Annotated in this window: 22 protein-coding genes and 1 other RNA gene; 17 read left to right on the top strand and 6 right to left on the bottom strand. The window is 71.1% G+C overall.

Annotated elements, in window-relative coordinates:
- Positions 1–81: 81 nt before the first annotated feature.
- Positions 82–273 carry a hypothetical protein gene (locus ACFU95_RS26025; protein ID WP_383831864.1) on the bottom strand — a complete coding sequence of 64 codons (192 nt, stop codon included), beginning with the start codon at positions 271–273 and terminating at the stop codon, positions 82–84.
- A 226-nt stretch (positions 274–499) separates the two neighbouring features.
- Here ACFU95_RS26025 and ftsE point away from each other — a divergent pair, with 226 nt between their 5' ends.
- The 8 genes from ftsE (at position 500) to dacB (ending at position 8,647) form a co-directional block, all read left to right on the top strand.
- Positions 500–1,189, top strand: coding sequence for a cell division ATP-binding protein FtsE (gene ftsE, locus ACFU95_RS26020; protein ID WP_383831862.1), 690 nt, complete (start codon positions 500–502; stop codon positions 1,187–1,189).
- A 37-nt stretch (positions 1,190–1,226) separates the two neighbouring features.
- Complete coding sequence (ftsX, locus tag ACFU95_RS26015; RefSeq protein ID WP_383831860.1) at positions 1,227–2,144, top strand: permease-like cell division protein FtsX; 918 nt, start codon at positions 1,227–1,229, stop codon at positions 2,142–2,144.
- A gap of 68 nt (positions 2,145–2,212) precedes the next feature.
- Positions 2,213–3,379, top strand: a complete 1,167-nt coding sequence (locus ACFU95_RS26010; RefSeq protein ID WP_383831858.1) for a S41 family peptidase — start codon at positions 2,213–2,215, stop codon at positions 3,377–3,379.
- A 59-nt stretch (positions 3,380–3,438) separates the two neighbouring features.
- Positions 3,439–3,984, top strand: coding sequence for an SsrA-binding protein SmpB (smpB, locus tag ACFU95_RS26005; RefSeq protein WP_383831947.1), 546 nt, complete (start codon positions 3,439–3,441; stop codon positions 3,982–3,984).
- Between the two features lie 138 nt (positions 3,985–4,122).
- Positions 4,123–4,509, top strand: a transfer-messenger RNA (tmRNA) gene (gene ssrA / locus ACFU95_RS26000).
- A 192-nt stretch (positions 4,510–4,701) separates the two neighbouring features.
- Positions 4,702–5,781, top strand: a complete 1,080-nt coding sequence (locus ACFU95_RS25995; protein ID WP_383831856.1) for a DUF4232 domain-containing protein — start codon at positions 4,702–4,704, stop codon at positions 5,779–5,781.
- A gap of 217 nt (positions 5,782–5,998) precedes the next feature.
- A complete protein-coding gene (locus ACFU95_RS25990) occupies positions 5,999–6,982 on the top strand; it encodes an alpha/beta hydrolase family esterase (protein WP_383831854.1) in 984 nt (327 codons plus the stop codon).
- Positions 6,983–7,054: 72 nt separating this feature from the next.
- On the top strand, positions 7,055–8,647 hold the full coding sequence (gene dacB, locus ACFU95_RS25985) for a D-alanyl-D-alanine carboxypeptidase/D-alanyl-D-alanine-endopeptidase (protein WP_383831852.1): 1,593 nt from the start codon (positions 7,055–7,057) through the stop codon (positions 8,645–8,647).
- 38 nt (positions 8,648–8,685) lie between these two features.
- Here dacB and ACFU95_RS25980 read toward each other — a convergent pair whose 3' ends face one another.
- On the bottom strand, positions 8,686–9,531 hold the full coding sequence (locus ACFU95_RS25980) for an SDR family oxidoreductase (RefSeq protein WP_383831850.1): 846 nt from the start codon (positions 9,529–9,531) through the stop codon (positions 8,686–8,688).
- 111 nt (positions 9,532–9,642) lie between these two features.
- On the opposite strand from ACFU95_RS25980, the gene ACFU95_RS25975 reads away from it, so the two are divergent.
- Complete coding sequence (locus tag ACFU95_RS25975; RefSeq protein ID WP_383831848.1) at positions 9,643–10,053, top strand: winged helix-turn-helix transcriptional regulator; 411 nt, start codon at positions 9,643–9,645, stop codon at positions 10,051–10,053.
- A 181-nt stretch (positions 10,054–10,234) separates the two neighbouring features.
- Here the strand turns inward: ACFU95_RS25975 and ACFU95_RS25970 are convergent, their stop codons facing one another.
- The 3 genes from ACFU95_RS25970 to yicI form a co-directional block, all read right to left on the bottom strand.
- Entirely contained in the window at positions 10,235–10,369 is a 135-nt protein-coding gene (locus tag ACFU95_RS25970; RefSeq protein WP_383831846.1) for a hypothetical protein, read from the bottom strand.
- Between the two features lie 252 nt (positions 10,370–10,621).
- Positions 10,622–11,632: a LacI family DNA-binding transcriptional regulator gene (locus ACFU95_RS25965; RefSeq protein ID WP_383831844.1), complete on the bottom strand. Its 1,011-nt coding sequence runs from the start codon at positions 11,630–11,632 to the stop codon at positions 10,622–10,624.
- The gene (yicI, locus tag ACFU95_RS25960; RefSeq protein WP_383831842.1) at positions 11,632–13,884 is read right to left on the bottom strand and encodes an alpha-xylosidase; all 2,253 of its coding nucleotides are present in this window, start codon (positions 13,882–13,884) and stop codon (positions 11,632–11,634) included. The genes ACFU95_RS25965 and yicI overlap by 1 nt, the downstream gene beginning before the upstream one ends.
- Before the next feature lie 128 nt (positions 13,885–14,012).
- Between yicI and ACFU95_RS25955 the strand changes: the two genes are divergently transcribed.
- Positions 14,013–15,389 (top strand): cytochrome P450, encoded by a 1,377-nt coding sequence (locus ACFU95_RS25955; RefSeq protein WP_383831840.1) that lies wholly within the window; start codon positions 14,013–14,015, stop codon positions 15,387–15,389.
- Positions 15,390–15,491: 102 nt separating this feature from the next.
- Here ACFU95_RS25955 and ACFU95_RS25950 read toward each other — a convergent pair whose 3' ends face one another.
- Positions 15,492–16,799, bottom strand: coding sequence for an MFS transporter (locus ACFU95_RS25950; RefSeq protein ID WP_383831838.1), 1,308 nt, complete (start codon positions 16,797–16,799; stop codon positions 15,492–15,494).
- A gap of 101 nt (positions 16,800–16,900) precedes the next feature.
- Here ACFU95_RS25950 and ACFU95_RS25945 point away from each other — a divergent pair, with 101 nt between their 5' ends.
- From ACFU95_RS25945 to ACFU95_RS25915, 7 genes are all read left to right on the top strand, one after another.
- On the top strand, positions 16,901–17,872 hold the full coding sequence (locus tag ACFU95_RS25945) for a LysR family transcriptional regulator (protein WP_383831836.1): 972 nt from the start codon (positions 16,901–16,903) through the stop codon (positions 17,870–17,872).
- Between the two features lie 445 nt (positions 17,873–18,317).
- Positions 18,318–19,223, top strand: a complete 906-nt coding sequence (locus tag ACFU95_RS25940) for a hypothetical protein (RefSeq protein ID WP_383831834.1) — start codon at positions 18,318–18,320, stop codon at positions 19,221–19,223.
- A complete protein-coding gene (locus ACFU95_RS25935; protein WP_383831832.1) occupies positions 19,223–21,427 on the top strand; it encodes a glycosyltransferase in 2,205 nt (734 codons plus the stop codon). The genes ACFU95_RS25940 and ACFU95_RS25935 overlap by 1 nt, the downstream gene beginning before the upstream one ends.
- Positions 21,424–22,746 carry an acyltransferase gene (locus tag ACFU95_RS25930; RefSeq protein ID WP_383831830.1) on the top strand — a complete coding sequence of 441 codons (1,323 nt, stop codon included), beginning with the start codon at positions 21,424–21,426 and terminating at the stop codon, positions 22,744–22,746. The genes ACFU95_RS25935 and ACFU95_RS25930 overlap by 4 nt, the downstream gene beginning before the upstream one ends.
- Positions 22,747–22,889: 143 nt before the next feature.
- Entirely contained in the window at positions 22,890–23,816 is a 927-nt protein-coding gene (locus tag ACFU95_RS25925; protein WP_383831828.1) for a hypothetical protein, read from the top strand.
- Between the two features lie 183 nt (positions 23,817–23,999).
- The gene (locus ACFU95_RS25920) at positions 24,000–25,382 is read left to right on the top strand and encodes a nitrate/nitrite transporter (protein WP_383831826.1); all 1,383 of its coding nucleotides are present in this window, start codon (positions 24,000–24,002) and stop codon (positions 25,380–25,382) included.
- Positions 25,383–25,557: 175 nt separating this feature from the next.
- The gene (locus ACFU95_RS25915; RefSeq protein ID WP_383831824.1) at positions 25,558–26,709 is read left to right on the top strand and encodes a uroporphyrinogen-III synthase; all 1,152 of its coding nucleotides are present in this window, start codon (positions 25,558–25,560) and stop codon (positions 26,707–26,709) included.
- Positions 26,710–26,743: the final 34 nt, after the last annotated feature.

Genomic DNA, 26,743 nt, shown 5'->3' with positions numbered 1-26,743 from the left:
GTGTTCCTCCACTGGGGTTCGCCTCTCCGCGGTAGTCAGGGGCCCAAGGATCCCCCCCCCCCCCGTCCCCCTCGCCATGTCCTAGGCGGTCTGGTGCGCCAGTAGTGCCACCGCCGCGATCAGCACCGCGAGCAGGGCGATCAGTGTCATCGGGTTCAGACCCGCGAACGGGTTCTGCTGCTGCAGCCGCTCTCGGTTCGCCCGGCAGACGGGGCAGCGGCCCTCACTCACGGGCGCGGCACAGCTCGCGCACACCAGCCGGTCGTACGTCATGCGCCACCCTCCTTGCGGGTCCCTCCGGGGGTTCAACGGGCCTGGCCCCGCGAATGTTCCCCTCTCCACCATGCCAGGTTCCGCCGGGAACGGCTCGGGCGCTCGTCAAAGAGCCAACCCCGTACAAAAGTGCACAAGGGTCGCGCAACCCTCCTGGTGACTGCGCCCCCGCCCCCGGTTCGCGTATGGTCCCCCTCATCTACCCCCGGCGACCCGTGGTGCATCCGTGATCCGATTCGACAACGTCTCCAAGGCCTACCCCAAGCAGAACCACCCCGCACTCAGGGATGTGTCCCTGGAAGTGGAGAAGGGTGAGTTCGTGTTCCTCGTGGGGTCCTCGGGCTCCGGGAAGTCCACCTTCCTGCGGCTGATCCTCCGCGAGGAGCGGTGCAGTCACGGGCAGGTGCACGTCCTGGGCAAGGACCTCGCGCGCCTTTCCAACTGGAAGGTGCCGCAGATGCGCCGCCAGCTGGGGACGGTGTTCCAGGACTTCCGTCTGCTGCCGAACAAGACCGTCGCCGAGAACGTGGCCTTCGCGCAGGAGGTCATCGGCAAGTCCCGCGGCGAGATCCGCAAGTCCGTTCCGCAGGTGCTCGACCTCGTCGGGCTGGGCGGGAAGGAGGACCGGATGCCCGGTGAGCTGTCCGGTGGTGAGCAGCAGCGGGTGGCGATCGCGCGCGCGTTCGTCAACCGGCCGAAGCTGCTGATCGCGGACGAGCCCACCGGCAACCTCGACCCGCAGACCTCCGTCGGCATCATGAAGCTGCTCGACCGGATCAACCGGACCGGTACGACGGTCGTGATGGCCACGCACGATCAGAACATCGTGGACCAGATGCGCAAGCGCGTCATCGAGCTGGAGAAGGGCCGCCTCGTCCGCGACCAGGCGCGCGGCGTCTACGGCTACCAGCACTGACCCCCGTAGAAGTCCGGAAAGGCCTGAAGAAGCCGCCATGCGCGCCCAGTTCGTACTCTCCGAGATCGGTGTCGGTCTCCGCCGCAATCTGACGATGACGTTCGCCGTCGTTGTCTCCGTCGCCCTGTCGCTCGCCCTGTTCGGCGGGTCGCTCCTGATGAGCGACCAGGTCAACACCATGAAGGGCTACTGGTACGACAAGGTCAACGTCTCGGTCTTCCTGTGCAACAAGGCCGACGCCGAGTCCGACCCCAACTGCGCCAAGGGCGCCGTCACCGAGGACCAGAAGAAGCAGATCCTCTCCGACCTGGACAAGATGACGGTCGTCGAGAAGGTGACGTACGAGTCGCAGGACCAGGCGTACAAGCACTACAAGGAGCAGTTCGGCGACTCCCCGCTGGCCGCCTCGCTCACGCCGGACCAGCTTCAGGAGTCGTACCGGATCAAGCTGAAGGACCCCGAGAAGTACCAGGTCGTCGCGACCGCCTTCAACGGGCGGGACGGCGTGCAGTCCGTGCAGGACCAGAAGGGCATCCTGGACAACCTCTTCAAGCTGCTCAACGGCATGAACTGGGCGGCGCGCGCGGTGATGGCGCTGATGCTGGTCGTCGCGCTGATGCTGATCGTCAACACGGTGCGCGTCTCGGCGTTCAGCCGCCGGCGGGAGACCGGGATCATGCGCCTGGTCGGTGCCTCGGGCTTCTACATCCAGGCGCCGTTCATCATGGAGGCCGCGGTCGCCGGGCTCATCGGCGGGACGGTCGCCTGTGCGTTCCTGGTGATCGCGCGGTACTTCCTCATCGACCACGGTCTCGCCCTCGCCGACCAGCTGACCCTGGTCAACTTCATCGGCTGGGAAGCCGTGTTGACCAAGCTGCCGCTCATCCTCGCGACCAGCCTGCTGATGCCCGCGTTGGCGGCGTTCTTCGCGTTGCGCAAGTATCTGAAGGTGTGACCAACGCCAAGGGGGCCGTACGGGCAACGGGCCGTACGGCCCCTTCGCGTTGTCCTAGACTCACCGCCATGTCAGGTCGTGACCTGTTCTGTCAGCCCCGCCGCTTCGGCCGCGGGGCCGCCCTGACATTGGTGTTCGCGAGCGTGCTCGTCGCCGGTGCCGCGACCGGCTCCCTGCCCGGCCCCGACCGGAAGGCCTCGGCCGACACCGCCGGTTCGGCAGCACCCGCGGGCCGGCACGTGGACGTCGCCGCGGCCGCCGCCGAGGCCATGGCCGAGGGCGAGTCCCCCGTGGAGGCCGCCGAGCGCGCGGTCAGCCGCAGCGGGGACCGCTGGGGCGCCGTCTACTCCCAGGGCGAGTACGAGGAGTTCGAGGAGGCCCTCGACGGCGAGTACACCGGCGTCGGGCTGTGGGCCCGGCGCGAGCGGGACGGCCGTATCGAGGTGACGAAGGTGGGGACCGGGTCGCCCGCGGCCTCCGCCGGGATCCGGGCCGGCGACCTGCTGCGCAGCGTCGACGGACGGAAGGTCGACGGGCGCCCCGTCACCGAGGTCGTCTCCTTACTGCGCGGCGACGCGAACGACGCGCCCGCCGGTACGCCGGTCAAGGTGGGTCTGGAGCGCGGCCCGCGCGCGTGGGACCTCACGCTGCGCCGCGCCCGGCTGTCCACCGACTCGGTCACCGTCTCGGAACTCGCCGGCGGAGTCACCGTCATCAGGATCGCCTCCTTCACCAAGGGTTCCGGCGACGCGGTCCGCCAGGCCGTGCGGCAGGCCCCGGCCGCCACCGGCGTCGTCCTCGACCTGCGCGGCAACTCCGGCGGCCTGGTCACCGAGGCCGTCACCGCGGCCTCCGCCTTCCTCGACGGCGGCCTCGTCGCCACCTACGACGTGGACGGCGACCAGCGCGCCCTGCACGCCGAGCCCGGCGGCGACACCGGCAGACCCCTGGTCGCGCTCGTCGACGGCGGCACGATGAGCGCGGCCGAGCTGCTCACCGGGGCCCTCCAGGACCGCGGCCGCGCGGTCGTCGTGGGCACCCGCACCTTCGGCAAAGGCTCGGTCCAGATGCCGAGCCGCCTCCCCGACGGCTCCGTGGCCGAGCTGACCGTCGGCCACTACCGCACCCCCTCGGGCCGTGCCGTCGACGGCCGGGGGATCACGCCCGACCTGGAGGCCGACCGAGGTGTCCTGGAGCGGGCCGAGACGGTCCTGAGCGGACTCGGCGACTCGTAAAAGGGCTTTCCGCCCACCCCCCGCGTAGTGCGAAAATGGACGGCACTATGAGCAAGGGAATGTACGTACCGAAGGAGTCCCAGCCCAAGCAGGGCGGGGCGGCGGCCGCGAAGGCCAGGGACGGCGAGAAGGGCGGCAAGCGCAAGATCGTCGCCCAGAACAAGAAGGCCCGGCACGACTACGCGATCATCGACACCTTTGAGGCCGGCCTGGTCCTCATGGGCACCGAGGTCAAGTCGCTGCGTGAGGGGCGGACGTCGCTGACCGACGGCTTCGTCCAGATCGACCGGGGCGAGGCGTGGCTGCACAACGCCCACATCCCGGAGTACCACCAGGGCAGCTGGACCAACCACTCCGCGCGCCGCAAGCGCAAGCTGCTCCTGCACCGCGAGGAGATCGACAAGCTGGAGGCGAAGTCCCAGGAGACGGGCCACACGATCGTGCCCCTCGCCCTGTACTTCAAGGACGGCCGCGCGAAGGCCGAGATCGCCCTCGCGCGAGGCAAGAAGGAGTACGACAAGCGCCAGACCCTGCGGGAGAAGCAGGACCGGCGGGAGTCGGACCGGGCGATCGCGGCGGCGAAGCGGAAGCAGCGGGGCGCCTGACCGGCAGGTAGGCCGGGAATACGGTGGCATCGTCGTGCGTTGGTCACGTACGATGGCACTGCACCTCACAGAGGGTGCGCGCCCCCCTCCGGTTCGCCGGGGAGGATTGAACTGTTTTTTAATTGAATACAGCAACATGGGGATGATCGGTTTCGACAGCGGCTGTTGAAACAGGGGAAGCGTGTCGAGGAAGCGGCAATGATCTCGTTAACCATATGTCGCAACCAATAATCGCCAATTCCAAGAGCGATTCCCGCGCCTTCGCCCTCGCTGCCTAATAAGCAGTGAGTGAAGGCCCTTACGGGTGTCAGACCGGGGATGTTCCCGACCCGGACCCTGGCATAATCTAGGGAACTAAACCATCCGGCCCGGTCACGGGGTCGGATGGGAAATCAAACAGTGGCTGGGCCCGTCGGCGACTTGTTCGCGTGATCGCCGGGGCCGAGAAAATCGCAGCGAACTGCACACGGAGAAGCCCTGATTCTGCACCGTTGGACGCGGGTTCGATTCCCGCCATCTCCACGATCGGGAGGTTTCCGAACCTCCTTTGACCCATGTGGGCAAAGGCCCCGCCGCCTTAGGGCAGCGGGGCCTTTGTCATGCCGGGATCTCGTCTGCCGTGCCGAATTCCCCTCCTGAACGATCTGTGACAGCGCTGTGACCGGAGCTGTGGCTTCCACCACAGCCGGGCGGTCCGACCGCTGATGAGGTGGGCGGATGTCTACCGCCTCGCGCACCGTTCCCACCGCCCTGGCCGGTGTTCTGCTGCTTGCCGCGTGTGGTTCCCAGAGCGCCTCACAGGGCGATGACGCGACGCGGGCTCGCGACGCGGGGGCTCCGGTCAGCGCCGCCCCGCTGTGCCCGTCGGACCACTCCGGGTACGGCGGCACGCCGCCGCCTGCCGGGGCCGAGGCGTCCGTCACCCCCTCCGGTTCGCCGACGCCGCTGCCCCTGCCCGCTCCCGGCGGTCCGGGCGAGAAGGGTGTGAAGGTCACCGGCCTGTACGCCTGGGGCGCGGAGACCGGCTGCGCGGCCGACTACTCCGCCGAGTTCGAGATCACCAACAACGGGAGGAAGACGGCCACCTACACGGTGACCTTCGGGTTTCTCTCGGCGTCCGGCGGCGCGGTCGACAACGTCGAGCAGACCGTCGCGGCGGTCGGGCCCGGGCGGACCGTCAAGGGAGCAGTCGCCATGGCGGAGACCACCGTGAGCGCACCCGAGGTGTCGGGCATCGAGGTCGTCAAGGTGCGCGTCGTTCCCGCCGACGAGGCGCCGTCCGCCTCGGGACCGTGCCCCGAGTCCGGGGTGCGGGTCTACGCGGACGAGGGGGACGCCGCCATGGGGCTGCGCGTCGTCGGACTGCACCTGATCAACTGCGGCGCCAAGAACTACGAGCTCAACGGCTACCCGGAGCTCGAACTCCTCGACGAGGACCACGCCACCGTGGACGGTGTGCGGATCCTCCAGGGAACCGATCGGATCAGCACCGCCACCGGCGGGGGCGGCAGCCCGCAGCCCGTCGTTCTGCGACCGGGTGAGGCCGCTCAGTCGACGCTGGCGTGGCGGAACACCACCGGGTTCGGCGCGCCGGTGAACGTGCCGTACGTCCGCGTGCGGGCGAAGGCCGGGGCCGGCCCCGTGATGGTGGAGCCGGAACTGGACCTCGGCACGACAGCGCAGCTCGGGGTCGGGCCGTGGAAAAGGGACGAGACGACCCGGGGTGCCGACACCGCCACCGGACGGCCGACACCGCCCGCCCCGTCCCGCGTCCCTTCGGCCCTTCCCTCCTTGTGAACCACGGCCCCCGGTGGCCGGTTTGGTCTGGTTCCCTGGTGAGCGGTCTGCTGCTGCTCGGGGTCGGCCTGTGGGAGGTCGGGCGGGACCCGGGGACGGTCGTGCGGCCGTTCCGTGGGGACACCTCGCCCTCCGGGTGAACCACCATGGCGGAGGTGTCCGTTGTGGTGTCCCACTCCATATCGACGGGTCGTTCAGGCTTCTACGGTCCCTCCGCATGACACAGACCAGAGCCGCAAGCCGTCGCACCGTCGTCCTCGTGACCCTTCTCGTCGCCCTGATCGCCGCCTTCCTCACGCCGGGCCGGGCCACGGCCGCCTCCCTCCAGGAGGTGACCGGGTTCGGCTCCAACCCCGGTGCGCTGCGCATGTTCCGGTATGTCCCCGACGGGCTGCCCGCCGGCCGGCCCGTGGTCGTCGCGCTGCACGGATGCACCCAGAACGCCTCCGGATACGGCACCGGCAGCGGCTGGCTCCAGCTCGCCGACCGCTGGGGCTTCTCCATCGTGCTGCCGCAGCAGCAGACCGCCAACAACGCCTCGTCCTGCTTCAACTGGTTCCAGAACGGCGACATCGCGCGCGACCAGGGCGAAGCCGCGTCCGTAGCGCAGATGACCGACCGGCAGCTCGCCGACACCTCCGGTGACGCGTCGCGGGTGTACGTCACCGGGCTGTCCGCCGGGGGCGGGCTGACCGCCGTGATGATGGCGGCGTACCCGGAGAGGTTCGCGGCGGGCGGGATCGTCGCCGGGCTGCCGTACGGGTGCGCCCAGGCCGCGGGGTCGCCGTGGGTGTGCATGTACGTCGGGGCGACGCAGACCCCGAAGCAGTGGGGGGACCGGGTGCGCGCCGCCCGGCCCGGGTATGGCGGGCCCAGGCCCACGCTCGTCGCCTTCCAGGGCACGGCCGACTACACCGTGAAGCCCGTCAACATGAGCGACCTGATGAAGCAGTGGACCGATGTGCACGGGGCCGACCAGGTCGCCGACGTCAGCGACAGCGTCGCCGGGTATCCGCACCAGGTCTTCCGCGACGCCGGGGGGCGTGCCGTCGTGGAGACGTACAGCGTCACCGGGATGGGGCACGGGCAGCCCGTGGATCCGGGGAGCGGGAGCGAGCAGTGCGGGAGCGCCGGGGCGTATGTCCTCGACGTGAACCTGTGTGCCGCGTATCGGATGGGGCGGGCCTGGGGGCTGGGCTGAGCCGGCCGCGGGACCGCAGGCGCCCGGAGGTGCTCTGTCGTCGTGGGCGGTTGTCCGGGATGCTGCTGAAGCATGAGCGGACCCGTGAGAGTTTCCGGGAGAGGCTTCGACTCCCGTAGAAGAACGTGGATCTGGCCCGTCGCCGTGGCGCTCGTCGCCGCCGTCCTGGGGCCCGGCGCGCAGGCCGGTGCGGACGCCGACCGTACCGGCCTGCCGGAGGCCATCGACACCGTCCTCGGCGATGCGCGGATGGAAGGCGGGGTGGCGAGCGTCGTGGTCGCGGACGCCGGAACCGGTGAGCTCCTCTATCAGCATCTGCCCGCCACCCGGCTGATGCCCGCCTCCAACACCAAGCTCGCCACCTCGGCCGCGGCCATGGAGATCCTCGGGCCGGAGTACCGGTTCACCACCGACGTGCTGGCCACCGGGCGACGGCACGGCTCCGTGCTGCGCGGCGACCTGTACCTGCGCGGCACCGGGGACCCGACCCTGCTCGCCGACGACTACGACGACCTGGCCGCGCGCCTCGCCGCCGAGGGCATCAGACGCGTGGACGGGCGGCTGATCGCCGACGACACCCGGTTCGACGGGGTGCGGCTCGGGCGCTCCTGGGCCGCCGACGACGAGTCCTCCTACTACTCCGCGCAGATCAGCGCGTTGAGCGTGGCGCCGGACACCGACTACGACACGGGGACCGTGATCGTCACGGTCGCGGCGGGGGAGGAGGCCGGAGACGAACCGGTCGTGTCCGTCACCCCCGACACCGACTACGTCGACATCGACGTACGGGCCACGACCGTCGCCGCCGGCGGGGCGAACGCCCTCACCGTCGAGCGGGAGCACGGCACGAACACCGTGGTGGTCAGCGGCACGACCCCGGTCGGCGGCGCCGGTGCCAAGGAGTGGGTCACCGTGTGGGAGCCCACCGGATACGCCGCCGCCGTCTTCCGGGACGCGCTCGCGGCGCACGGGGTCGGGGTGAGCGGCCCCACCCGGCTCGGGCGGCAGACACCCGGCACGGCCGTGGAGTTGGCGTCCCACCGGTCCATGCCGCTCAAGGACCTGCTCGTCCCGTTCATGAAGCTCTCCAACAACATGCACGCCGAGATCCTCACCAAGGCCATGGGACACAAGGTCTCGCGGGAGGGGAGCTGGGGCGCCGGGCTGGCCGCGATCAGCGGCTACCTCAAGGGCGTGGGCGTCGACGCCGGGAAGGTGCGGCAGGTGGACGGTTCCGGGCTCTCGCGGATGAACAACTTCTCCGCCGGGCAGCTCCTCGACCTGCTCCTCGCCGTGCGCGCCGAGCCCTGGTATGCCGACTGGTACCGCTCTCTGCCCGTCGCCTGTGCCCCCGACCGGTTCGTCGGGGGCACCCTGCGCACGCGGATGTGCGGGACGCCCGCCGCGCTCAACGCCCGTGCCAAGACCGGGTCGTTGACCGGCGCGTCGGCTCTGTCCGGGTACGTCACCGCCGCCGACGGACGGGAACTCGTCTACGGCATCGTCCTCAACAACTATCTGGCCTCGTCCGTGAAGGCGCTGGAGGACGCCATCGTGGTGACGCTGGCCAGGTCGACCGCCGAGGCCGCGGCGCCCGCCGCCACACTCAGGGGCGGCGCGAGCGCCGACGTCGAGTGCGCGTGGCGCAAGCCGCTCTCCTGCTGAGACGCGAGGCACAGGCACAGGCCGTCCCGGACGCGGCGCTACTCGAAAGCGTGGACGTGGCGCCGCGCCCACCCGGCGAAGGAGCCGGCCGGGCGGCCGAGGACCTTCTCGATGTCGGGGCTGACCCGCTGTTCGGCGGGGAGCGGCTCGCCGAGGATGTCGAGCGTGCCCTCGATCACGGGCTCGGGCATGAACCGCGCCATGTGCTCGCGGGCCTGCTCACGGGTCAGCTCCACGAAGCCCACCTGCTCGCCGAGCGCCTCGGAGAGGGCCGCCGCCTGCTCGCGCGGGGTGACGGGGGCCGGCCCGGTCAGCTCGTACGTCTGCCCGAAGTGGCCCTCGTCGCGCAGGGCCACGGCGGCGACCTCGGCGATGTCCGCCGGATCCACGACCGGGAGCGCCACGTCGGCGAACGGGGCGATCACGGTGCGCCGGGTGCGGACGGTCTCGCTCCAGGCGTAGGCGTTGGAGGCGAAACCGCCCGGCCGCAGGACCGTCCAGTCGACGCCCGAGGAGCGTACAACGTCCTCGAACTCCCGCAGCCGGCCGTGCGAGAGGGCGTCCGGGCGGGTGCCGTTGATCTGCGAGGAGAGCAGTACGACGCGCCGCACGCCCGCCCCCCTTGCGGCGGCCAGAACCTGGGCTGCGGGTGCGCCGCCGCCGAGCAACTCCCCGGCCAGCAGGAGGAAGAGAGCCTGCGCACCCTCCAGGGCGGGAGCCAGGGTGACGGGATCGGCGAGGTCGGCGCGGACATGCCGCGCTCCCTCCGGGAGGGCGTAGGGGAGGGGGTTACGGGACACGGCCGTCACCTTCTCGCCCGCGAGGGCCAGCGCCTCGACGAGCGGACGGCCGATGTTTCCGGAGGCACCGGTCACCACGAACACAGAAAACTCCCAAAGTCGTTGAAAAGAGGTGGAGTTGGGCGATGTCTGTGACGCTAGCATCCTTCGTATAGTAGGTACCTAGAGGAAAGTGACTTCCCTGGAAGGGGTCAAATGGGTGGCAGTACCGGTGTCTTGGGCAACGGCGCCACGCGTGGCGGGCATGTCGACCCGGAGCGGGCGTGCCCGGTCTCCCCGGTCGTCGACCTCGTCTTCAGTCGCTGGACGACGCCGATCCTGTGGACGCTGAACGAGTTCGGCCGACAGCGTTTCGTCCAACTCCAGCGCAACATCGGCACGATCACGCCGAAGGTCCTCACCCAGCGGCTGCGTCAGATGGAGCGCGACGGCCTGGTCGTGCGGACGTACCACCCCGAGGTGCCGCCCCGCGTCGAGTACGAGATCAGCGCCCTCGGCCGCAGTCTGGCCCCGATCTTCGCCCACCTCGCCGACTGGTCCGCGGAGAACCTGCCGAAGGTCGAGGAGGCCAGGCGGGAGTTCGACGCGGCGGACGGCCTCTCATAGCTGTCCGTTGTCGCACGACAGCGCGCCGTAGCCGGTAGGGTTGCGCCCGTGACGCACCCGCGACGGGTGCGTCCTCCCTTCACTCCGGGCCCCGTCCCCTCGGGGCCCGGCCCGACGAGAGCGGTCCCGGGACCGTGACTGACCGCCTCACGTCGAAGGGAGGACGCCCCAGCATGGGCGGTCACGAGGAGCAGAAACCGACTCTCGTCATGCGGCTGATCCGGCTCTTGCCGGAACGAGCGGCGCGGCACGCGAGGAGGTGGCTGCTCTGGTGGCTCAGCAGGTAGCCGGATATCCCCACACGGGATGGGGACATCCGACAGGCTCCTGATGAGCCGGGCCCTGCTCGGAGTTCCCGCTCCGGGTGGGGCCCACCTGCTCTGGTGGCTCAGCAGGTAGCCGGATATCCCCACACAGCCTGGGGACATCCGACAGGCTCCTGATGAGCCGGGCCCTGCCCGGAGAATCCCGCTCCGGGTGGGGCCCACCTGCTCCTGCTGGAGCGGGCGGCGAGGCAGTTCCAGTACAGCACAGGACCTCTCCGCCGGGCACCAGGATCACCGACAGTTCACGCCACCGCCCGCCGCCGGGTGCTCCCTCTCTCCGTCATCCTCGGCGCCAGCACCGTGGCCTCCGGAACCCTCTTCCCGCCCAGCTTCGCCACCAGCAGCTCCACCGCCCGCTCCCCCACCTCGGCGGCAGGCAGCGCGATCGATGTGACCGGCACCCGGAGTGATGCCGCGAGTTCGTCCGGGCAGATCGCGGTGACCGAGAGGTCGGACGGCACCCGCAGGCCCAGCTCCTCGAACGCGTCGATCAGTGGCCCCAGGACGGCCTCGTTGTGGACGACGACTCCGGTCAGCGCGGGCTGCTCCCGCAGCAGTCGCTCGGCGAGCGCGCGGGCCGCCGCGGGCGAGGCCTCGCACGGATGGACGGCGGAGATGAGCCGTCCCCGGTCGGCGGCGGCCGTGAAGCCCTGTACCACCCGCTGGGCGAACGCCGTCCCCCGTACGTACACCTCCGGGGGCGACCCCACCAGCGCCACCACCCGGTGGCCGAGCCGCGCCAGATGTTCCACACACGCCTCACCCGCCGCCCTGAAGTCCAGGTCGATGCAGGTCAGACCCTCCGAATCGGCCGGGAAGCCGATCATCACCGACGGCCGGTCCAGGTCGCGTAACAGCGCAGGGCGAGGATCGTTCAGCTGCACGTCCATCACGACCAGCCCGTCGACCAACGCCGTGTCCACGACCCGCCGCAGTCCCTGCGTGCCCTCCTCCTGGGTCAGCAGCAGCACGTCGTGGTCGTGGCGTCGGGCCGTCGTCACCACCGACGCCGCGAACTGCATCACCACCGGAACGTCGATGCCCGTCCGCAGCGGCATCACCAGAGCGAGCACGTTCGACCCGCCGCCGGCCAGGGCACGGGCGCCGGCGTGCGGGCGGTAGCCGAGCCGGCGGATGGACTCCTCGACGCGGCGCCGGGTCTCGTCGGAGATCGGGCGCTTGCCGCTCAGCGCGTACGACACGGTGCTGGGGGAGACCCCGGCATGCCGGGCCACATCCGTGATCTTCACCATCAGCCCAGCTCCAGCGAGAGGAACCCGGTCCCCGCCCGCGCCCGGACCTCCCGCTCGCCCGACGCCAGCCCCCAGGGCGCGGCCGGGTCGTCGCAGGACGCCCGCAGCGTGTCCCCTTCCCGTACGACCGTGAAGACCACGTCTCCGATCCGCACCGTCCGCCGGTCGCCCCGCTCCAGGCCGTACGCCCGCAGCGTCACCCCGTCGGCATGGTCGTAGTCGGGCCGGTCGTCCACCGCGCCCACCGGGATCACCGCACCCGGCCGGACCAGCAGCGGCACGCTGGTGAAGTCGTGCTGCTCGCGCACCCAGCGCGGACCGGTCACCGTCCGCCCGCTGAGGAAATGCGTCCAGATGCCCTCGGGGACGTAGTACGTCACGTCCCCCTCGTCGTTGAAGACGGGGGCCACCAGGAGGTCCGGCCCGAGCATGTACTGCCGCTCCAGATGCGCGCACCCCGGGTCGTCCGGGAACTCCAGCACCATCGCCCGCATCATCGGCACCCCCTCGGTGTGGGCGATGCGGGCGGCCTCGTAGAGGTAGGGCATCAGGCGCAGCTTGAGGTGGGTGAAGTGGCGGGCCACGTCCACCGACTCCTCGTCGAACAGCCAGGGGACGCGGTACGACGACGAGCCGTGCAGCCTGCTGTGCGAGGACAGCAGGCCGAACGCCAGCCACCGCTTGAACAGCGCGGGCGTCGGCGTGCCCTCGAAACCGCCGATGTCATGGCTCCAGTAGCCGAAGCCCGACAGGCCGAGCGAGAGACCGCCGCGCAGCGACTCCGCCATCGACTCGTACGTCGCCTCGCAGTCGCCGCCCCAGTGCACCGGGAACTTCTGGCTGCCCGCCGTAGCCGAGCGCGCGAAGAGCACCGCCTCCTCCTCGCCCCGGTGCTTGCGCAGCACGTCGAAGACGGTGCGGTTGTAGAGGTACGTGTAGTAGTTGTGCATCCGCTCCGGGTCGGAGCCGTCGGACCACGCCACGTCGAGCGGCACCCGCTCGCCGAAGTCGGTCTTGAAGCAGTCGACGCCCTGCGCGAGCAGCGCCTCCAGCTTCGCGGCGTACCAGTCGCGGGCGGCGGGCAGGGTGAAGTCGACCAGCGCCATGCCGGGCTGCCACAGGTCCCACTGCCAGACGCTCCCGTCCGGCCGCTTCAGCAGGTACCCCAGCGCCTTGCCCTCCGCGAACAGCGGGGAGCGCTGGGCGATGTACGGGTTGATCCAGACACAGATCCGCAGGTCCTTGGCCTTCAGCCGGGCCAGCATCCCCTCCGGGTCCGGGAAGACGCGCGGGTCCCACTGGAAGTCGCACCAGTTGAACTCACGCATCCAGAAGCAGTCGAAGTGGAAGACGGAGAGCGGCAGTTCGCGCTCCCGCATGCCGTCCACGAACGACGTCACCGTCTCCTCGTCGTACGACGTCGTGAAGGACGTCGACAGCCACAGGCCGAAGGACCACGCGGGCGGGAGGGCGGGGCGGCCGGTCAGGGCCGTGTACTTGCGGAGGATGTCCTTCGGGGTCGGGCCGTGGATGACGTAGTACGTCAGCTCCTGGGTCTCCGCGCTGAACTGCACCCGGGACACCACCTCCGAGGCCACCTCGAAGGAGACCTTGCCCGGGGTGTCGACGAAGACGCCGTAGCCCGCGTCGGTCAGGAAGAACGGCACGTTCTTGTACGCCTGCTCGCTGCACGTGCCGCCGTCGGACTGCCAGATGTCGACGACCTGCCCGTTCTTGACGAGGGGGCCGAAGCGCTCGCCGAGACCGTAGACGGAGGTGCCGACGCCGAGGTTCAACTGTTCGCGAAGGTAGTGCGCGCCTGTCGCGTCCCGCATGATGCCCATGCTCTTGGGGCCGCTGGAGGTGAGGGTGCGGCCGCCGGCCAGGAACTCGACCTGCCAGGAGCCGGTGCGGGCGACCCGGACCGAGAGCCCGCCGGAGGTGAGGGTCGCGTGCTCGTCGTCGTACGAGATCTGCGCGGCGGTCTCCGCCGACTCGGTGAGCTCGAACTCGGGGCCGCGGGGCTGCTCGCCGCTGAAGTGCGTCAGGGTCAGGCCGATGACGTCGGGCATCGGCGTGTGGGCGTTGATCGTCATGACCGGTCCCGTCATCAGGTCGCCGCGCGTGCGGATGGGCCGGGTCGGCGCGTGGATCTCCAGGGCGCCGTCCGACTCGGTCACGTCGAGGACTGTGGCGGGGTGGGCCGCGGTGACGCCTTCGCGCAGCAGCCAGTAGCCGTCGGTGAACTTCATGTGGGGGTCCCTTAGCGCGTCTGGTCCTGTCGAATCGTTTCGATCACTGGTGTCGAAGCGCTTCGATTGGCGAAGGTATGTGCGACCTGGGAGTGAGTCAATGGGGCGGCATGGGAATGGGGGGCACCATGACGATGACGACGACGGCCGCGCAGGCGCCGATCGTGACGGGGAGCGCCTTGCTCGGCTCGATGAGCGACCTGCTGAACGACCCCCTCGCCGCATATCTGCGGGCCCGCCGCGACCACGGTGACGTGGTGCGCTTCCGGGCCGGACCACCGGGGCTGCGGTCCGACATCTACGCGGTGTTCTCCCCCGAGGGAGCACAGCAGGTGCTGGCGACCCGGGCGGCCGACTTCCGCAAGGACAACGTCTTCTACGAGGAGCTGCGCCAGTCGGTCGGCAACGGACTGCTCACCAGCCAGGACGCCACCTACCTCCGCCAACGGCGCCTGGTGCAGCCGCTGTTCACGCGCCGCCGGGTGAACGGCTACGCGATCCAGGTGGCCGAGGAGGCGGCCGCGCTGACCGCCGGCTGGCGTGCCGTGCCCGGTGACGGGACCGTCGAACTGGTCGGGGAGATGCACCGGTTCGCGCTGCACGTCGTCGGCCGGATCCTGTTCGGAACGGACGTACAGCAGGCGTTCGGGATCATCGAGCGCACCCTGCCCGCGCTCCAGGAGTACTCCCTCAAGCGCGGCTTCTCCCCGCTCAGGGTGCCGCGCTCCTGGCCCACCCCCGCCAACCGCCGCGCCGGACGCCTCCAGGCGGAGCTGCACGCGCTGTGCGACAGGATCATCGCCGGCCGCCGCGGCCGGGAGGACCGGGACGACCTGGTCACCCTCCTCGTGCACGCCGAGAACGCCGAGGACGGCAGCCTCGACGCCGACGAACTCCGCGAGCAGGTCCTGATCTTCCTGCTGGCAGGCCACGAGACGACCGCCACCGCACTCGCCTTCGCCCTGCACCTGCTCGCCCGGCACCCCGAGGAACAGCGCCGTGTGCGGGAGGAGGTGGACCGGGTGCTCGGCGGCCCCGGCGGACGGGCGCCCACCGCGGACGACATGGAGGCGCTGCCGTATCTGACGATGGTGGTGAAGGAGGCGATGCGGCTGTACCCCTCCGCGCCCGTGATCGGCCGCCGCTCGGTCGTCGAGGCGGAGGTCGACGGCGTACGGATACCGGCGGGCGCCGACCTCCTGGTCAGCCCGTGGGTCACCCAGCGCCACCCCGACCACTGGCCGGACGCCGAGCGGTTCGACCCCTCCCGCTTCACCCCCGAGGCGGAGGCGGGGCGCCCGCGGTACGCCTGGTTCCCGTTCGGTGGCGGACCGCGCGCCTGTATAGGCCAGCACCTGTCGATGCTGGAGTCGGTGCTGGGGCTGGCGGTGCTGCTGCGGGAGTTCGCGTTCGAGGACGCGGGGGAGGGGGAGGTGCCGCTCGGGGCGGGGATCACGTTGATGGCGAAGGGGCCCGTGCGAGCGCGGGTCGCTCCGCGGGGTTGAGCGGTGGGGGCGCCGTGTGGTGGGCGGCCTTTTGTCCGCGGCGCCGTTGTGGCTGGTCGCGCCCTGCGGCGGAGCCGCACATTGACGCAGGCCCGCGCCCCTTCAGGGGGTTGTCGCCAGGGCGATCAGCAGTGCTGTCGCCGCTGCTGCGAGCGGTACTCCGTAGGCGGCTGTCGGGGTCACGTGCTCCGCCATCCAGCCTCCTGCCGCGCTGCCGCACGCGATCCCGCCGAGCAAGGCCGTCACCGCGAGGGTCATGCCCTCGTTGAGGCGGCCGTCCGGGGTGCGCTGCTGCACCAGGGCCATGTTGGTGATCATGGTCGGGGCGGTGGCCATGCCGGCGATCAGCAGGGCGAGGGCCAGCGGCGCGAGCGAGCCGGTCAGGGACGCGGCGAGCAGCGGCAGCGTCAGCAGCGTGGTCATCGCCGCTATGCACCAGGGGTAGCGGTGCTCGGCGGGACCGGAGAGCCTGAGCCGGCCGTACAGCAGGCCCGCCGCGCAGGACCCGGCCGCCTGGAGCGCGAGCACCGCACCCGCCGCCGTACGGTGACCCGCCGCGTCCGCGAACGCGAGGGTGACGACCTCCGTCGATCCGAACACCGCGCCCATGGCGAGGCAGACGGCCAGCAACGGGGGCATGCCGGGGGCGCGGAACGGCGACTTCACGGCCGTATGCGTCGTCGCACCCGGCCGGTCCCGAGGTGGCGTCGGCGGCTCGGTCGACCGCTGCGCCGCGAAGGCCAGCACGCCCGTCACCAGGAGTACGACCCCGACCAGCGTCCCGGCCTCCGGGAACAACGTCCCGCACAGGAAGGCCGCGAGCACCGGCCCCAGCATGAAGCACAGCTCGTCGGCGGCCTGCTCGAAGGAGTTCGCGGTGTGCAGGGACCCGGCGTCGCCCTTCAGCAGATGGGACCAGCGGGCCCGGGACATGCCGCCGGTGTTCGGGGTGGTCGCGGTGGCGGCGTATGAGGCGAAGAGGGTCCACACCGGGGCCTCGTAGCGCACGCACAGCAGCAGCGCGAGGCTGCCCAGCGCGGCGACGAGCGTGGCGGGCACGGCCACCCGGGCCTGTCCGTACCGGTCGACGAGCCGTGCGGTCCAGGGGGCGACCAGCGCGGTCGCCGCGAGGCCGGTCGCGGTGACCGCGCCGGCGAGGGCGTACGAGCCCCGGGTGCCGGCGATCATCACGACCGCGCTCACGCTGAACATGCCCATGGGCAGGCGGGCGACCAGGTTCGCGAGGGTGAAGGCACGTGTGCCGGGGTGCTCGAAGAGCCGGCGGTACGGGCCGGGCGGCCGGCTCCTCGTGCGGGCGCCGAAGTCGACGGCGACGAGGGTGTCGGCGGTGACGGTGAGCAAAGGGGCGTGAGGGACGGTCCGGTCTTCTCCGGACGGCGGTTGCGGCATGGATCCACCGTCACCCGGAGTGGATCACGTGGTCCAACACCTGCTCGGCGCGGATTCACGCACCTGTGTTGTGAGACGGGCGCGCGCTGTAGGTTCCCCGCATGTCCGCTCCCGCTCACCTCGACCCCCGCCTTCTGCGTGCCTTCCTCGCCGTGGCGGAGGAACTCCACTTCACGCGCGCCGCGGCACGGCTGTACGTCGCCCAGCAGGCGCTCAGCCGGGACATACGGCGGCTGGAGCGGGAACTGGGCGCCGAGCTGTTCGTGCGGACGACCCGGCAGGTCGCGCTGACGGCCGACGGCGAGCGGCTGGTGCCGTACGCGCGCCGGGTCCTCCAGGCCCAGGACGATCTGCTCGCCGCCTTCGGCCAGGCGCGCGCCCTGCTGGTGGACATCAACTCCCCGGGCCTGGGCACCCCGCGCCGCGTCCTGTACCGGGCCCGCGAACTCGCCCCCGAGCACGAGCTGATGGCCCGCTACGAGAGCGGCCTGACGGGGGCGGCCGGCGAGATGGCCGCGGGGCGGCTGGACGCGTCCTTCGGCCGGTTCGCGGGGCTGGACCCGGCGCTGCGGGCCGACCTCGACCATCAGCCGGTCCGCTACGAGCCCATGGCGATCCTGCTCCCCGAGGAGCATCCGCTGGCGGCGCTGGACGCGGTGCCGCTCGCCGCGCTCGCGGGGCAGACCGTCTACGCCGGGGCCGGAAACCCCCGTACCCCGGAGTGGACCGACCTGGCGCACCGGCTGTTCGACGGCCGGGGCATCGAGGTCGCGGCGCCCGCCCCGCTCGCCGTGGGGGACGAGGAGTTCGAGCGGATCATGGCCAAGACGGGGACTCCCGTCCTCGTCGTCGTGGACTTTCCGGCCATGCCCCGGACCGTGCTGCGTCCCTTGATCGATCCGGTGCCCCTGTCACCTGTTTCCCTGGTGTGGCGAAAGGGCCTGGTGCACCCCGCGTTCGACGCCCTTCGACGGGCTGCGGCCCAGGTCACGGCCGAGGAGGACTGGCTCCGCAGGCCCGCCGACGCGTGGATTTCGGCCATGGATTCGGCCATCATGAGTGCGCACAATTGACACACGGCAACCACGAAACCTCCGCGTGCGCTACATTCTTGGCCTGAGCACGATGTGGTAATGGGGGGCGCTCGGCCGGGTGGGGGCTCGGTACGGCGACGGGTGCTCAGTGTCGTGCGCGCACCCAGAACGGTCCCGTGGGGGGATGTGCGTGCACGTGAAGAAGTGGCGAGAAGACGCCCAACCGGAGTGGCCCGAGATCGCAGCGGGCCCCGGAGGCGGTTCTTCCGCGGGGGGTTTCCGGGGTGACACCCAGGCCTTCCCGGCGACCGGGGCGGTCGGCGTGCCTGGTGTGCCCGGTCAGGGCCATCGCTCCCGATCCGAAGCAAGGGAGACGGAGATACACCACGGCGGCCGGCGCGCGTCCTCGGACGCCGACGAGACAGAGATCCTGAGAGGCGGTCCCCGGGCCTCCGCGTCCGCTTCCGGGGCCGACGAGACCGCGGTGCTTCCGTCGGTCGGGAGAGTTGACGGCTGGTCGGCCTTCGAGCGGCCGTCGGCCCGGCGGAACGAGGGCGGGTTCCCCGCCGGCGGCGAGACCCACACTGCTTCCGCGGGCACCGCTCGCGCTGTCCGCGACCCGTGGAGCGAGCCCGAGGAGCCGGAGGGGTCCGTGCGGCCCGGCGCGACCCACGATCCGCACGAGGTCACCGTCCAGCTCGACGGCGTGGGCGTCCAGCTCGACAACATGCTGCGCGCCGCCAAGGACGCCCCGGGCGGCGGCGAGAGCTCCGACGGACCGGTGTTCGTCGACGAGTCGGGCCGCCGCAGCCGCCGCTACCGCCGTATCGGCATGGCCGTGGCCCTCGCCTGCGCCGTCTACGCCGTGGTCATCGTCGCCACCGTGCTGTCCGGCAACTCCGACGCGCCCTGGCTGCCGGTGGAAGGCCCCAAGGAGCAGCCGACCGGGCAGGTCGACACCTCGCCGCTGCCCGCGGAGTCGGCACCGGTGCCCTCCGGCACCGGCGATGTCTCGCCGGGAGCCTCGCCGACGGCCGACCCCGGTACGACCGCGTCCCCGGGCGCCGACACGACCGCGCCCGGCGCGTCGGCCGGCGCCGAGGACCCGGGGGCGTCCGCCGATCCCGAGCCGAGCGCCACGAACCCCACCACGAAGCCGGACACGGATCCCACCCAGGACCCCGATCCGACCGTCGAGCCCACCGCGCCCGACCCCGACCCGACCCCGACGGACGGCGGCGGCCCCACCGAGGAGCCGACCGACACCCCGACCATCGACGAACCCGGCACCGGCACGGTCGCCGACGGTCCGAGCGACCCGTCGCCCATCGCGCAGGAGCCGGGCGACCTCGCCTCCGCCCCCGCCCCGTCCCCGGAGTACACCCTCTGATGGCCTCCCGCACCCGCCGTCACGGGCCCGCGAAGGGAGCCCCAGACGGCTCCCGGCGCCGCCGCGTGCCCATGCGCCTGCTGCTGCCCTGCCTCGTCCTCGTCGCGCTGATGGCGATGCTGATGCTGCGCGGGTACGTCCACAGCGAGATCCTGGCCGATCACCGTGTCCGTCCCGCCGCCGCCACCGAGAAGGTGCCTCAGGAGATCCTGAGCGGCGGCCCCGTCATCGACACCCGCAGCGGCCGCACCGAGAGCCTGGGCCTCCAGGACCACCGACTCGTCCTTACCTTCGACGACGGCCCGGACCCGACCTGGACCCCCAAGGTCCTGGACGTGCTCAAGAAGCACGACGCGCACGCGGTCTTCTTCGTCACCGGCACCATGAGCTCGCGCTATCCGGACCTGGTCCGGCGCATGGTCGAGGAGGGCCACGAGGTCGGCCTGCACACTTTCAACCACCCCGACCTCTCCTACCAGTCGAAGAAGCGCATCGACTGGGAGCTGTCCCAGAACCAGCTGGCGATCAGCGGCGCGGCCGGCATCCGTACCTCCCTGTTCCGGCCGCCGTACTCCTCCTTCGCCGACGCCATGGACAACCAGTCCTGGCCGGTGACCGAGTACATCGGCAAGCGCGGTTACATCACCGTCGTCAACAACACCGACAGCGAGGACTGGCGCAAGCCCGGCGTCGACGAGATCATCCGCCGGGCCACCCCCAAGGGCGGCAAGGGCGCGATCGTGCTGATGCACGACTCCGGCGGCGACCGGCACCAGACCGTCGAGGCGCTGGACCGGTTCCTCCCGGACATGCAGGCCAAGGGCTACGAGTTCGACAACCTCACCGAGGCGCTCGACGCCCCCAGCGCGCACACCCAGGTCACCGGCCTGGACCGGTGGAAGGGCAAGGCCTGGGTCTTCCTGGTCCAGGCGTCGGACGACATCACCGGCGTCATGGTGGTCGGTCTCGCGGTGATCGGCTTCCTGGTCATCAGCCGCTTCGTGCTGATGCTGCTGCTGTCGGGCATCCACGCGCGCCGGGTGCGGCGCCGGGGCTTTTCCTGGGGCCCGCCGGTCACCGAACCGGTGTCGGTGCTGGTCCCGGCGTACAACGAGGCCAAGTGCATCGAGAACACCGTCCGTTCCCTGATGGCGAGCGAGCACCCGATCGAGGTGATCGTCATCGACGACGGCTCCAGCGACGGCACGGCACGGATCGTCGAGGCGATGGGCCTGCCGAACGTCCGCGTCGTCCGCCAGCTCAACGCGGGCAAGCCGGCGGCCCTCAACCGGGGCCTGGCGAACGCCCGTTACGACCTGATCGTGATGATGGACGGCGACACCGTCTTCGAACCGGCCACGGTCCGCGAGCTGGTCCAGCCCTTCGGCGACCGGCGCGTCGGCGCCGTCGCGGGCAATGCGAAGGTCGGCAACCGGGACTCCCTCATCGGGGCCTGGCAGCACATCGAGTACGTGATGGGCTTCAACCTCGACCGCCGGATGTACGACATGCTGCGCTGCATGCCGACCATCCCGGGCGCGGTCGGAGCGTTCCGCAGGTCCGCTCTGGAACGGGTCGGCGGCATGAGCGACGACACGCTCGCCGAGGACACGGACATCACCATGGCGATGCACCGGGACGGCTGGCGGGTCGTCTACGCCGAGAACGCCCGGGCGTGGACCGAGGCCCCGGAGTCGGTCCAGCAGCTGTGGTCCCAGCGCTACCGCTGGTCGTACGGCACGATGCAGGCGATCTGGAAGCACCGCAGGGCACTGGTGGAGCGGGGCCCGTCGGGCCGCTTCGGCCGGGTCGGCCTGCCGCTGGTGTCGCTGTTCATGGTCCTGGCCCCGCTGCTGGCCCCGCTGATCGACGTGTTCCTGCTCTACGGACTGGTCTTCGGCCCGACGCAGAAGACGATCGGCGCCTGGCTGGGCGTCCTGGCCATCCAGGTGGTCTGCGCCGCCTACGCCTTCCGCCTGGACAAGGAACGCATGACCCATCTGATCTCCCTCCCGCTCCAGCAGGTCCTCTACCGCCAGCTCATGTACGTCGTCCTGCTCCAGTCCTGGATCACCGCCCTCACCGGCGGCCGCCTGCGCTGGCAGAAGCTGCGCCGCACGGGCGTCGTCGAGGCGCCCGGCGGGCCCGTACCGCGCCAGCGGGCGGCGGGCACGCGCGACGGTGACCGGAGGCCGGTCGGATGACCCACGGATACCAGCCGACGGGCACGGGCGGGGGCACGGAGGCCGGACCCGCGGAGACCGCGTGGCGGGCTCAGATGACGGCGCCTCACGCCGTCCCGCAGCAGCGCACGACGGAGCCGGAGCCGGCTCCCGCGCCCCCCGCACCCGCCGTCGAACCCGCCGCGGCCGCGCCCAGGAAGCCGGGCCGGGACCGGTACCTGGACCTGCTCCGCTCGCTGGCCCTGGTCCGCGTGGTCGTCTACCACCTCTTCGGCTGGGCCTGGCTGACGGTGCTGTTCCCGTCCATGGGCGTGATGTTCGCGCTGGCCGGCTCGCTGATGGCCCGCTCCCTGAACCGCCCGGCATGGGGCGTGATCAAGGGGCGCGTCCGCCGTCTCCTCCCTCCCCTGTGGGTGTTCAGCGCGGTGGTGCTGGCGCTGATGTTCGGCGGCGGCTGGAACCCGGCGAAGGACCCGGACCACAGCGGAACGTGGGCCCTGGTCGAACTCGTCAACTACGTCGTCCCGATCGGCGCACCGCCCTTCCCCTGGCACATCGGCTCCCAGTCGGGCCTGCTGGAGGACACCTGGGCGGTCCAGGCGGCGGGCGTGCTGTGGTACCTGCGGGCCTACCTGTGGTTCGTGGTGGCGTCCCCCCTGCTGCTGTGGGCGTTCCGCAGGGCACCGTGGCCGACCCTGCTCGCCCCGCTCGGACTGACGGCGGTGGTCGGCACCGGACTTGTCTCCATCCCCGGCGAGACGGGCAACGCGGTCACCGACTTCGCCGTCTACGGCAGCTGCTGGGTCCTGGGCTTCGCCCACCACGAGGGCTTCCTGGCGAAGATCCCGCGCTATGTGGCCGTCTCCGGCGCCTCGCTCGTGATGGCCTTCGGACTGTGGTGGGCCTCGGGCCACCTGGGCCCGGACGGCTGGGACCTCAACGACATCCCGCTGGCCCAGGCCACCTGGTCCTTCGGGTTCGTCGTGATCCTGCTCCAGTACTCCCCGTCGTGGCAGGAACTGCCCGGACGGCTCGCCAGGTGGGACAAGCTGGTGACGCTGTCCAACAACCGCGCGGTCACGATCTACCTCTGGCACAACCTCCTGATCATGGCCACCGTCCCGCTCCTCGACCAGCTCTACCAACTCCCCTTCATGCAGGACGAACGAGCCACGGCGGCGCTCGACTCGACCTACATGATCTGGATGTTCTTCCTGGTGTGGCCGTTGATCGGCCTGGCGATCATCGCCGTGGGCTGGGTCGAGGACATCGCCGCGAAGCGAAGCCCGAGAATGTGGCCGAACGGGGCCGGGAAAGCGACGCGGCACCGGGCCCGGTGAAGAGTTCCACCAAGATCCGGTGAACCCCACCGGCCGAGGTTCCGGCTGTCAGACCCCCGTGGAACACTGATCGCGTTGCGGAAGTGAACGGGGCGGCCCAAGTGGCCGGGCGGGCCTGTGCGGCCGGTGGGGAGCGGGTAGGGATGAGCAAGCGGCAGGTGCAGAAGATGCTGCGGCTGATGGCGAGCGGGGAGCCGGTCGAGCTGACCAGCCCCATGGCCTCGGTGAAGAAGCTCGCCACGCTCGCCTTCCTCGCCCAGCAGTTCGGGTACGAGTACATGGACGTCCGGCAGAGCGGCAGTCGCAACAACGCGCTCGTCATGCTGATCGCGCCCGACCCGAGCCCCCAGGCCCGCGCCCGCGCCGCGCAGAACTGGGCGCAGTATCCGAACGTCGGCGACGGCGTCTCCGTACCGCCCCTGATCCCCGACGCCTTCGAACTGCTCAAGGCCCGCATCAACTTCGACCTGACCGGCAAGAACGCCGAGAAGCGGATGGGCTACGCGGCCATCGGGCTCACCGTCGGCGCGGTGATCCTCGGGCTGCGGCTCGGCGCGGACGCCGCCGCCTGGGTCGCCGCGTTCCTCACCTGGGCGTTCTTCATGGCGATCGTCGGCATCGGCTTCGCCGTGACCCGCAAGCGCAATGCCAGGTTCGCGGCCAGGCTCCAGGCCGCCGGGTTCATGCCGGTCACCGACCAGACGGGGCGGGTGCGCTACCTGCCGCCGGGCGCGCAGGTCCCGGGACAGTTCCCGGCGCAGCAGAACCCCTTCGCCGCCGGCCCCTACGGCAACCAGCCCCCGCCCGCCCCCGCCGGTTACGGGCAGCAGGCCGCCCCCGCCCCGTACGCCGCCCCGGCCCCGGGCCCCTACGGCGCTCCCCAGGCCCCGGGCCCGTACGGCGCCCCACAGCAACAGCAGCCGTACGGCCAGCCGCAGCCACAGCAGCCGTACGGCCAGCCGCAGCCACAGCAGCCGTACGCGCCGCCGCAGCAGCAGCCGTACGGCCAGCCGCAGCCCTACCCCCAGCAGAACCCCCACTGGCAGCCCCCGCAGCCGCCGCAGCACTGACGCACCCCGCGCGGACGCCCTCTCCTTAAGGGAGCGACCAACAGAACCTCTCATCCACCCTCTCCGCCGGGTGAGAGCAAAGTTCCTTTCCGGTCACTCGTCGCCACAGCTTGGAAACGCGGCCTCTCTACCTTCGGGATCAGCACTCGTAGTGCGACCGAGCCCGAAGACCGTGGAGGCGTCATGACAGCCCCGAGCACAGCCCCCGCTGCGAGCAGGGGAGGCCGCTGGATCGATCACTGGGACCCCGAGGACGAGGCCTTCTGGAACGAGACCGGAGAGAAGATCGCCAAGCGCAACCTCTTCTTCTCGGTCCTCTCCGAGCACATCGGGTTCTCGATCTGGACCCTGTGGTCGGTGATGGTGCTCTTCATGGGGCCGGAGTACGGGCTCACCCCCGCCGACAAGTTCACCATCGTCTCGATGGCCACGCTGGTCGGCGCCGTCGTCCGCGTGCCGTACACCTTCGCCGTCGCCGTCTTCGGTGGCCGGAACTGGACGGTCATCTCGGCGACCCTGCTGCTGGTGCCGACGGTCGCCGCGTTCACCGTGATGGAGCCGGGGACCTCGTTCTCCACGTTCCTGCTGTGCGCGATGCTGGCCGGTGTCGGTGGCGGGAACTTCGCCTCCAGCATGACCAACATCAACGCCTTCTTCCCCCTCCGCAAGAAGGGGTGGGCCCTCGGCCTGAACGCCGGCGGCGGCAACATCGGCGTCCCCGTCGTGCAGCTCATCGGTCTCGCGGTCATCGGCGCCGGCGGCGGCCCCCGCCTGCTGCTCGGGATCTACATCCCGTTCATCGTGATCGCCGCCACCCTCGCGTGGCTGAAGATGGACAGCATCTCGTCCGTCAAGAACGACACCGGCGCCGCCAAGGACGCCGCGAAGGACGCCCACACCTGGATCATGTCCTTCCTCTACATCGGGACGTTCGGCTCCTTCATCGGCTACAGCTTCGCCTTCGGCCTCGTCCTGCAGACCCAGTTCGGCCGTACGCCGCTCCAGGCCGCCTACGTCACCTTCATCGGCCCGCTGCTCGGCTCCCTCATCCGCCCCATCGGCGGCTCGCTCGCCGACCGGTTCGGCGGCGCGAAGATCACGCTGTGGAACTACGTCGCCATGGCCGCCGCGACCTCGGTCATCATCGTGGCCTCGATGCAGAAGTCGCTGCCGCTGTTCACCACCGCGTTCATCGCCCTGTTCGTGCTCAGCGGGCTCGGCAACGGCTCGACGTTCAAGATGATCCCCGGCATCTTCCACGCGAAGGCCCTCGCCAAGGGGCTCACCGGTGACGAGGCCGCCGCCTACGGGCGCCGGCTCTCCGGTGCCTCCATGGGGCTCATCGGCGCGGTGGGCGCGGTCGGCGGACTCGGCATCAACCTCGCCTTCCGCCAGTCCTTCCTCTCCGTCGGCTCCGGCACCGGCGCCTTCGTCACCTTCCTCGCCTTCTACGGCGTCTGCTTCGTGGTCACCTGGGCCGTATACCTTCGCCGCCCGGCTGTCTCCGAGACGAACGCCACAACGGCGACGGAGGCAAAACCGCAGCTCAGCTACGCAGAGGTGTGACGTAACACCGCCGACATCAAGCTGAACCGAGCCTGTCACGCACCGTTGACAGGCTCGTTCGGCATGCAGGTGTAACCACCATCGGGTGCGATCAGGAAGGCACCATCGAACCTTGGCCACCCGGTGCGGCCGACCTGGCGCAGGCACCACCCCTCGAGTGCGGGACGAGAGTTCTATGTACGACGAACAGCAGCAACCCGACCATGGACCCCTCGCGGGGTTCACCGTGGGCGTCACCGCCGCGCGCCGGGCCGACGAGCTCGGGGCACTGCTCCAGCGACGCGGCGCCGCCGTGCTGCACGCCCCTGCCCTGCGCATCGTGCCGCTCGCCGACGACAGCGAACTGCTCGCCGCCACCAAGGAGATCATCCAGCGGACGCCGGACGTCGTGGTCGCCACGACAGCGATCGGCTTCCGGGGCTGGATCGAGGCCGCCGACGGGTGGGGACTGGGCGAGGACCTGCTGGCACGGCTGCGCGGCGTCGAGCTGCTCGCGCGCGGCCCCAAGGTCAAGGGCGCGGTCCGGGCCGCCGGGCTGACCGAGGAGTGGTCACCGTCCAGCGAGTCCATGGCCGAGGTGCTGGACCGGCTGCTGGAGGAGGGCGTCGACGGGCGCCGTATCGCCATCCAGCTGCACGGGGAGCCGCTCCCCGGGTTCGTGGAGGCGTTGCGGGCCGGGGGAGCGGAGGTGCTCGGGGTGCCGGTCTACCGGTGGCTGCCGCCGGAGGACATCGGACCGGTCGACCGGCTGCTGGACGCGGCGGTCTCCCGCGGCCTGGACGCCGTCACCTTCACCAGCGCGCCCGCCGCGGCGTCCCTGCTCTCGCGGGCCGAGGAACGCGGGCTGCTCGCGGAGCTGCTCGCCGCCCTCAGCCACGACGTCCTCCCGGCCTGCGTCGGCCCGGTCACCGCGCTGCCTCTGCAGGCCCTCGGTATCGACACCGTGCAGCCCGAACGCTTCCGCCTCGGTCCGCTGGTCCAGCTCCTCTGCCAGGAGCTCCCGAACCGGGCCCGGTCCCTGCCGATCGCCGGGCACCGGGTGGAGATCCGTGGGCACGCGGTGCTGGTCGACGGGGCGCTGCGGCCGGTGCCGCCGGCGGGGATGTCCCTGCTGCGGGCCCTGTCCCGACGGCCGGGCTGGGTGGTGCCGCGTGCGGAGCTGCTGCGGGCGTTGCCGGGTGCGGGGCGGGACGAGCATGCCGTGGAAACGGCGATGGCGAGGCTGCGTACGGCTCTGGGGGCGCCGAAGCTGATCCAGACGGTGGTGAAGCGGGGGTACCGGCTGGCGCTGGACCCGGCTGCCGACGCCAAGTACGCGGACCGGTGAGGGGGCACCCGGCGTCGTGTCGCCCTCGCTGGGG

The organism is Streptomyces sp. NPDC057623, from assembly GCF_042800355.1.
Classification (GTDB): Bacteria; Actinomycetota; Actinomycetes; order Streptomycetales; family Streptomycetaceae; genus Streptomyces.
Note: the sequence above shows the minus strand (reverse complement) of the source record. Positions and strands in the feature narration are given on the sequence as shown.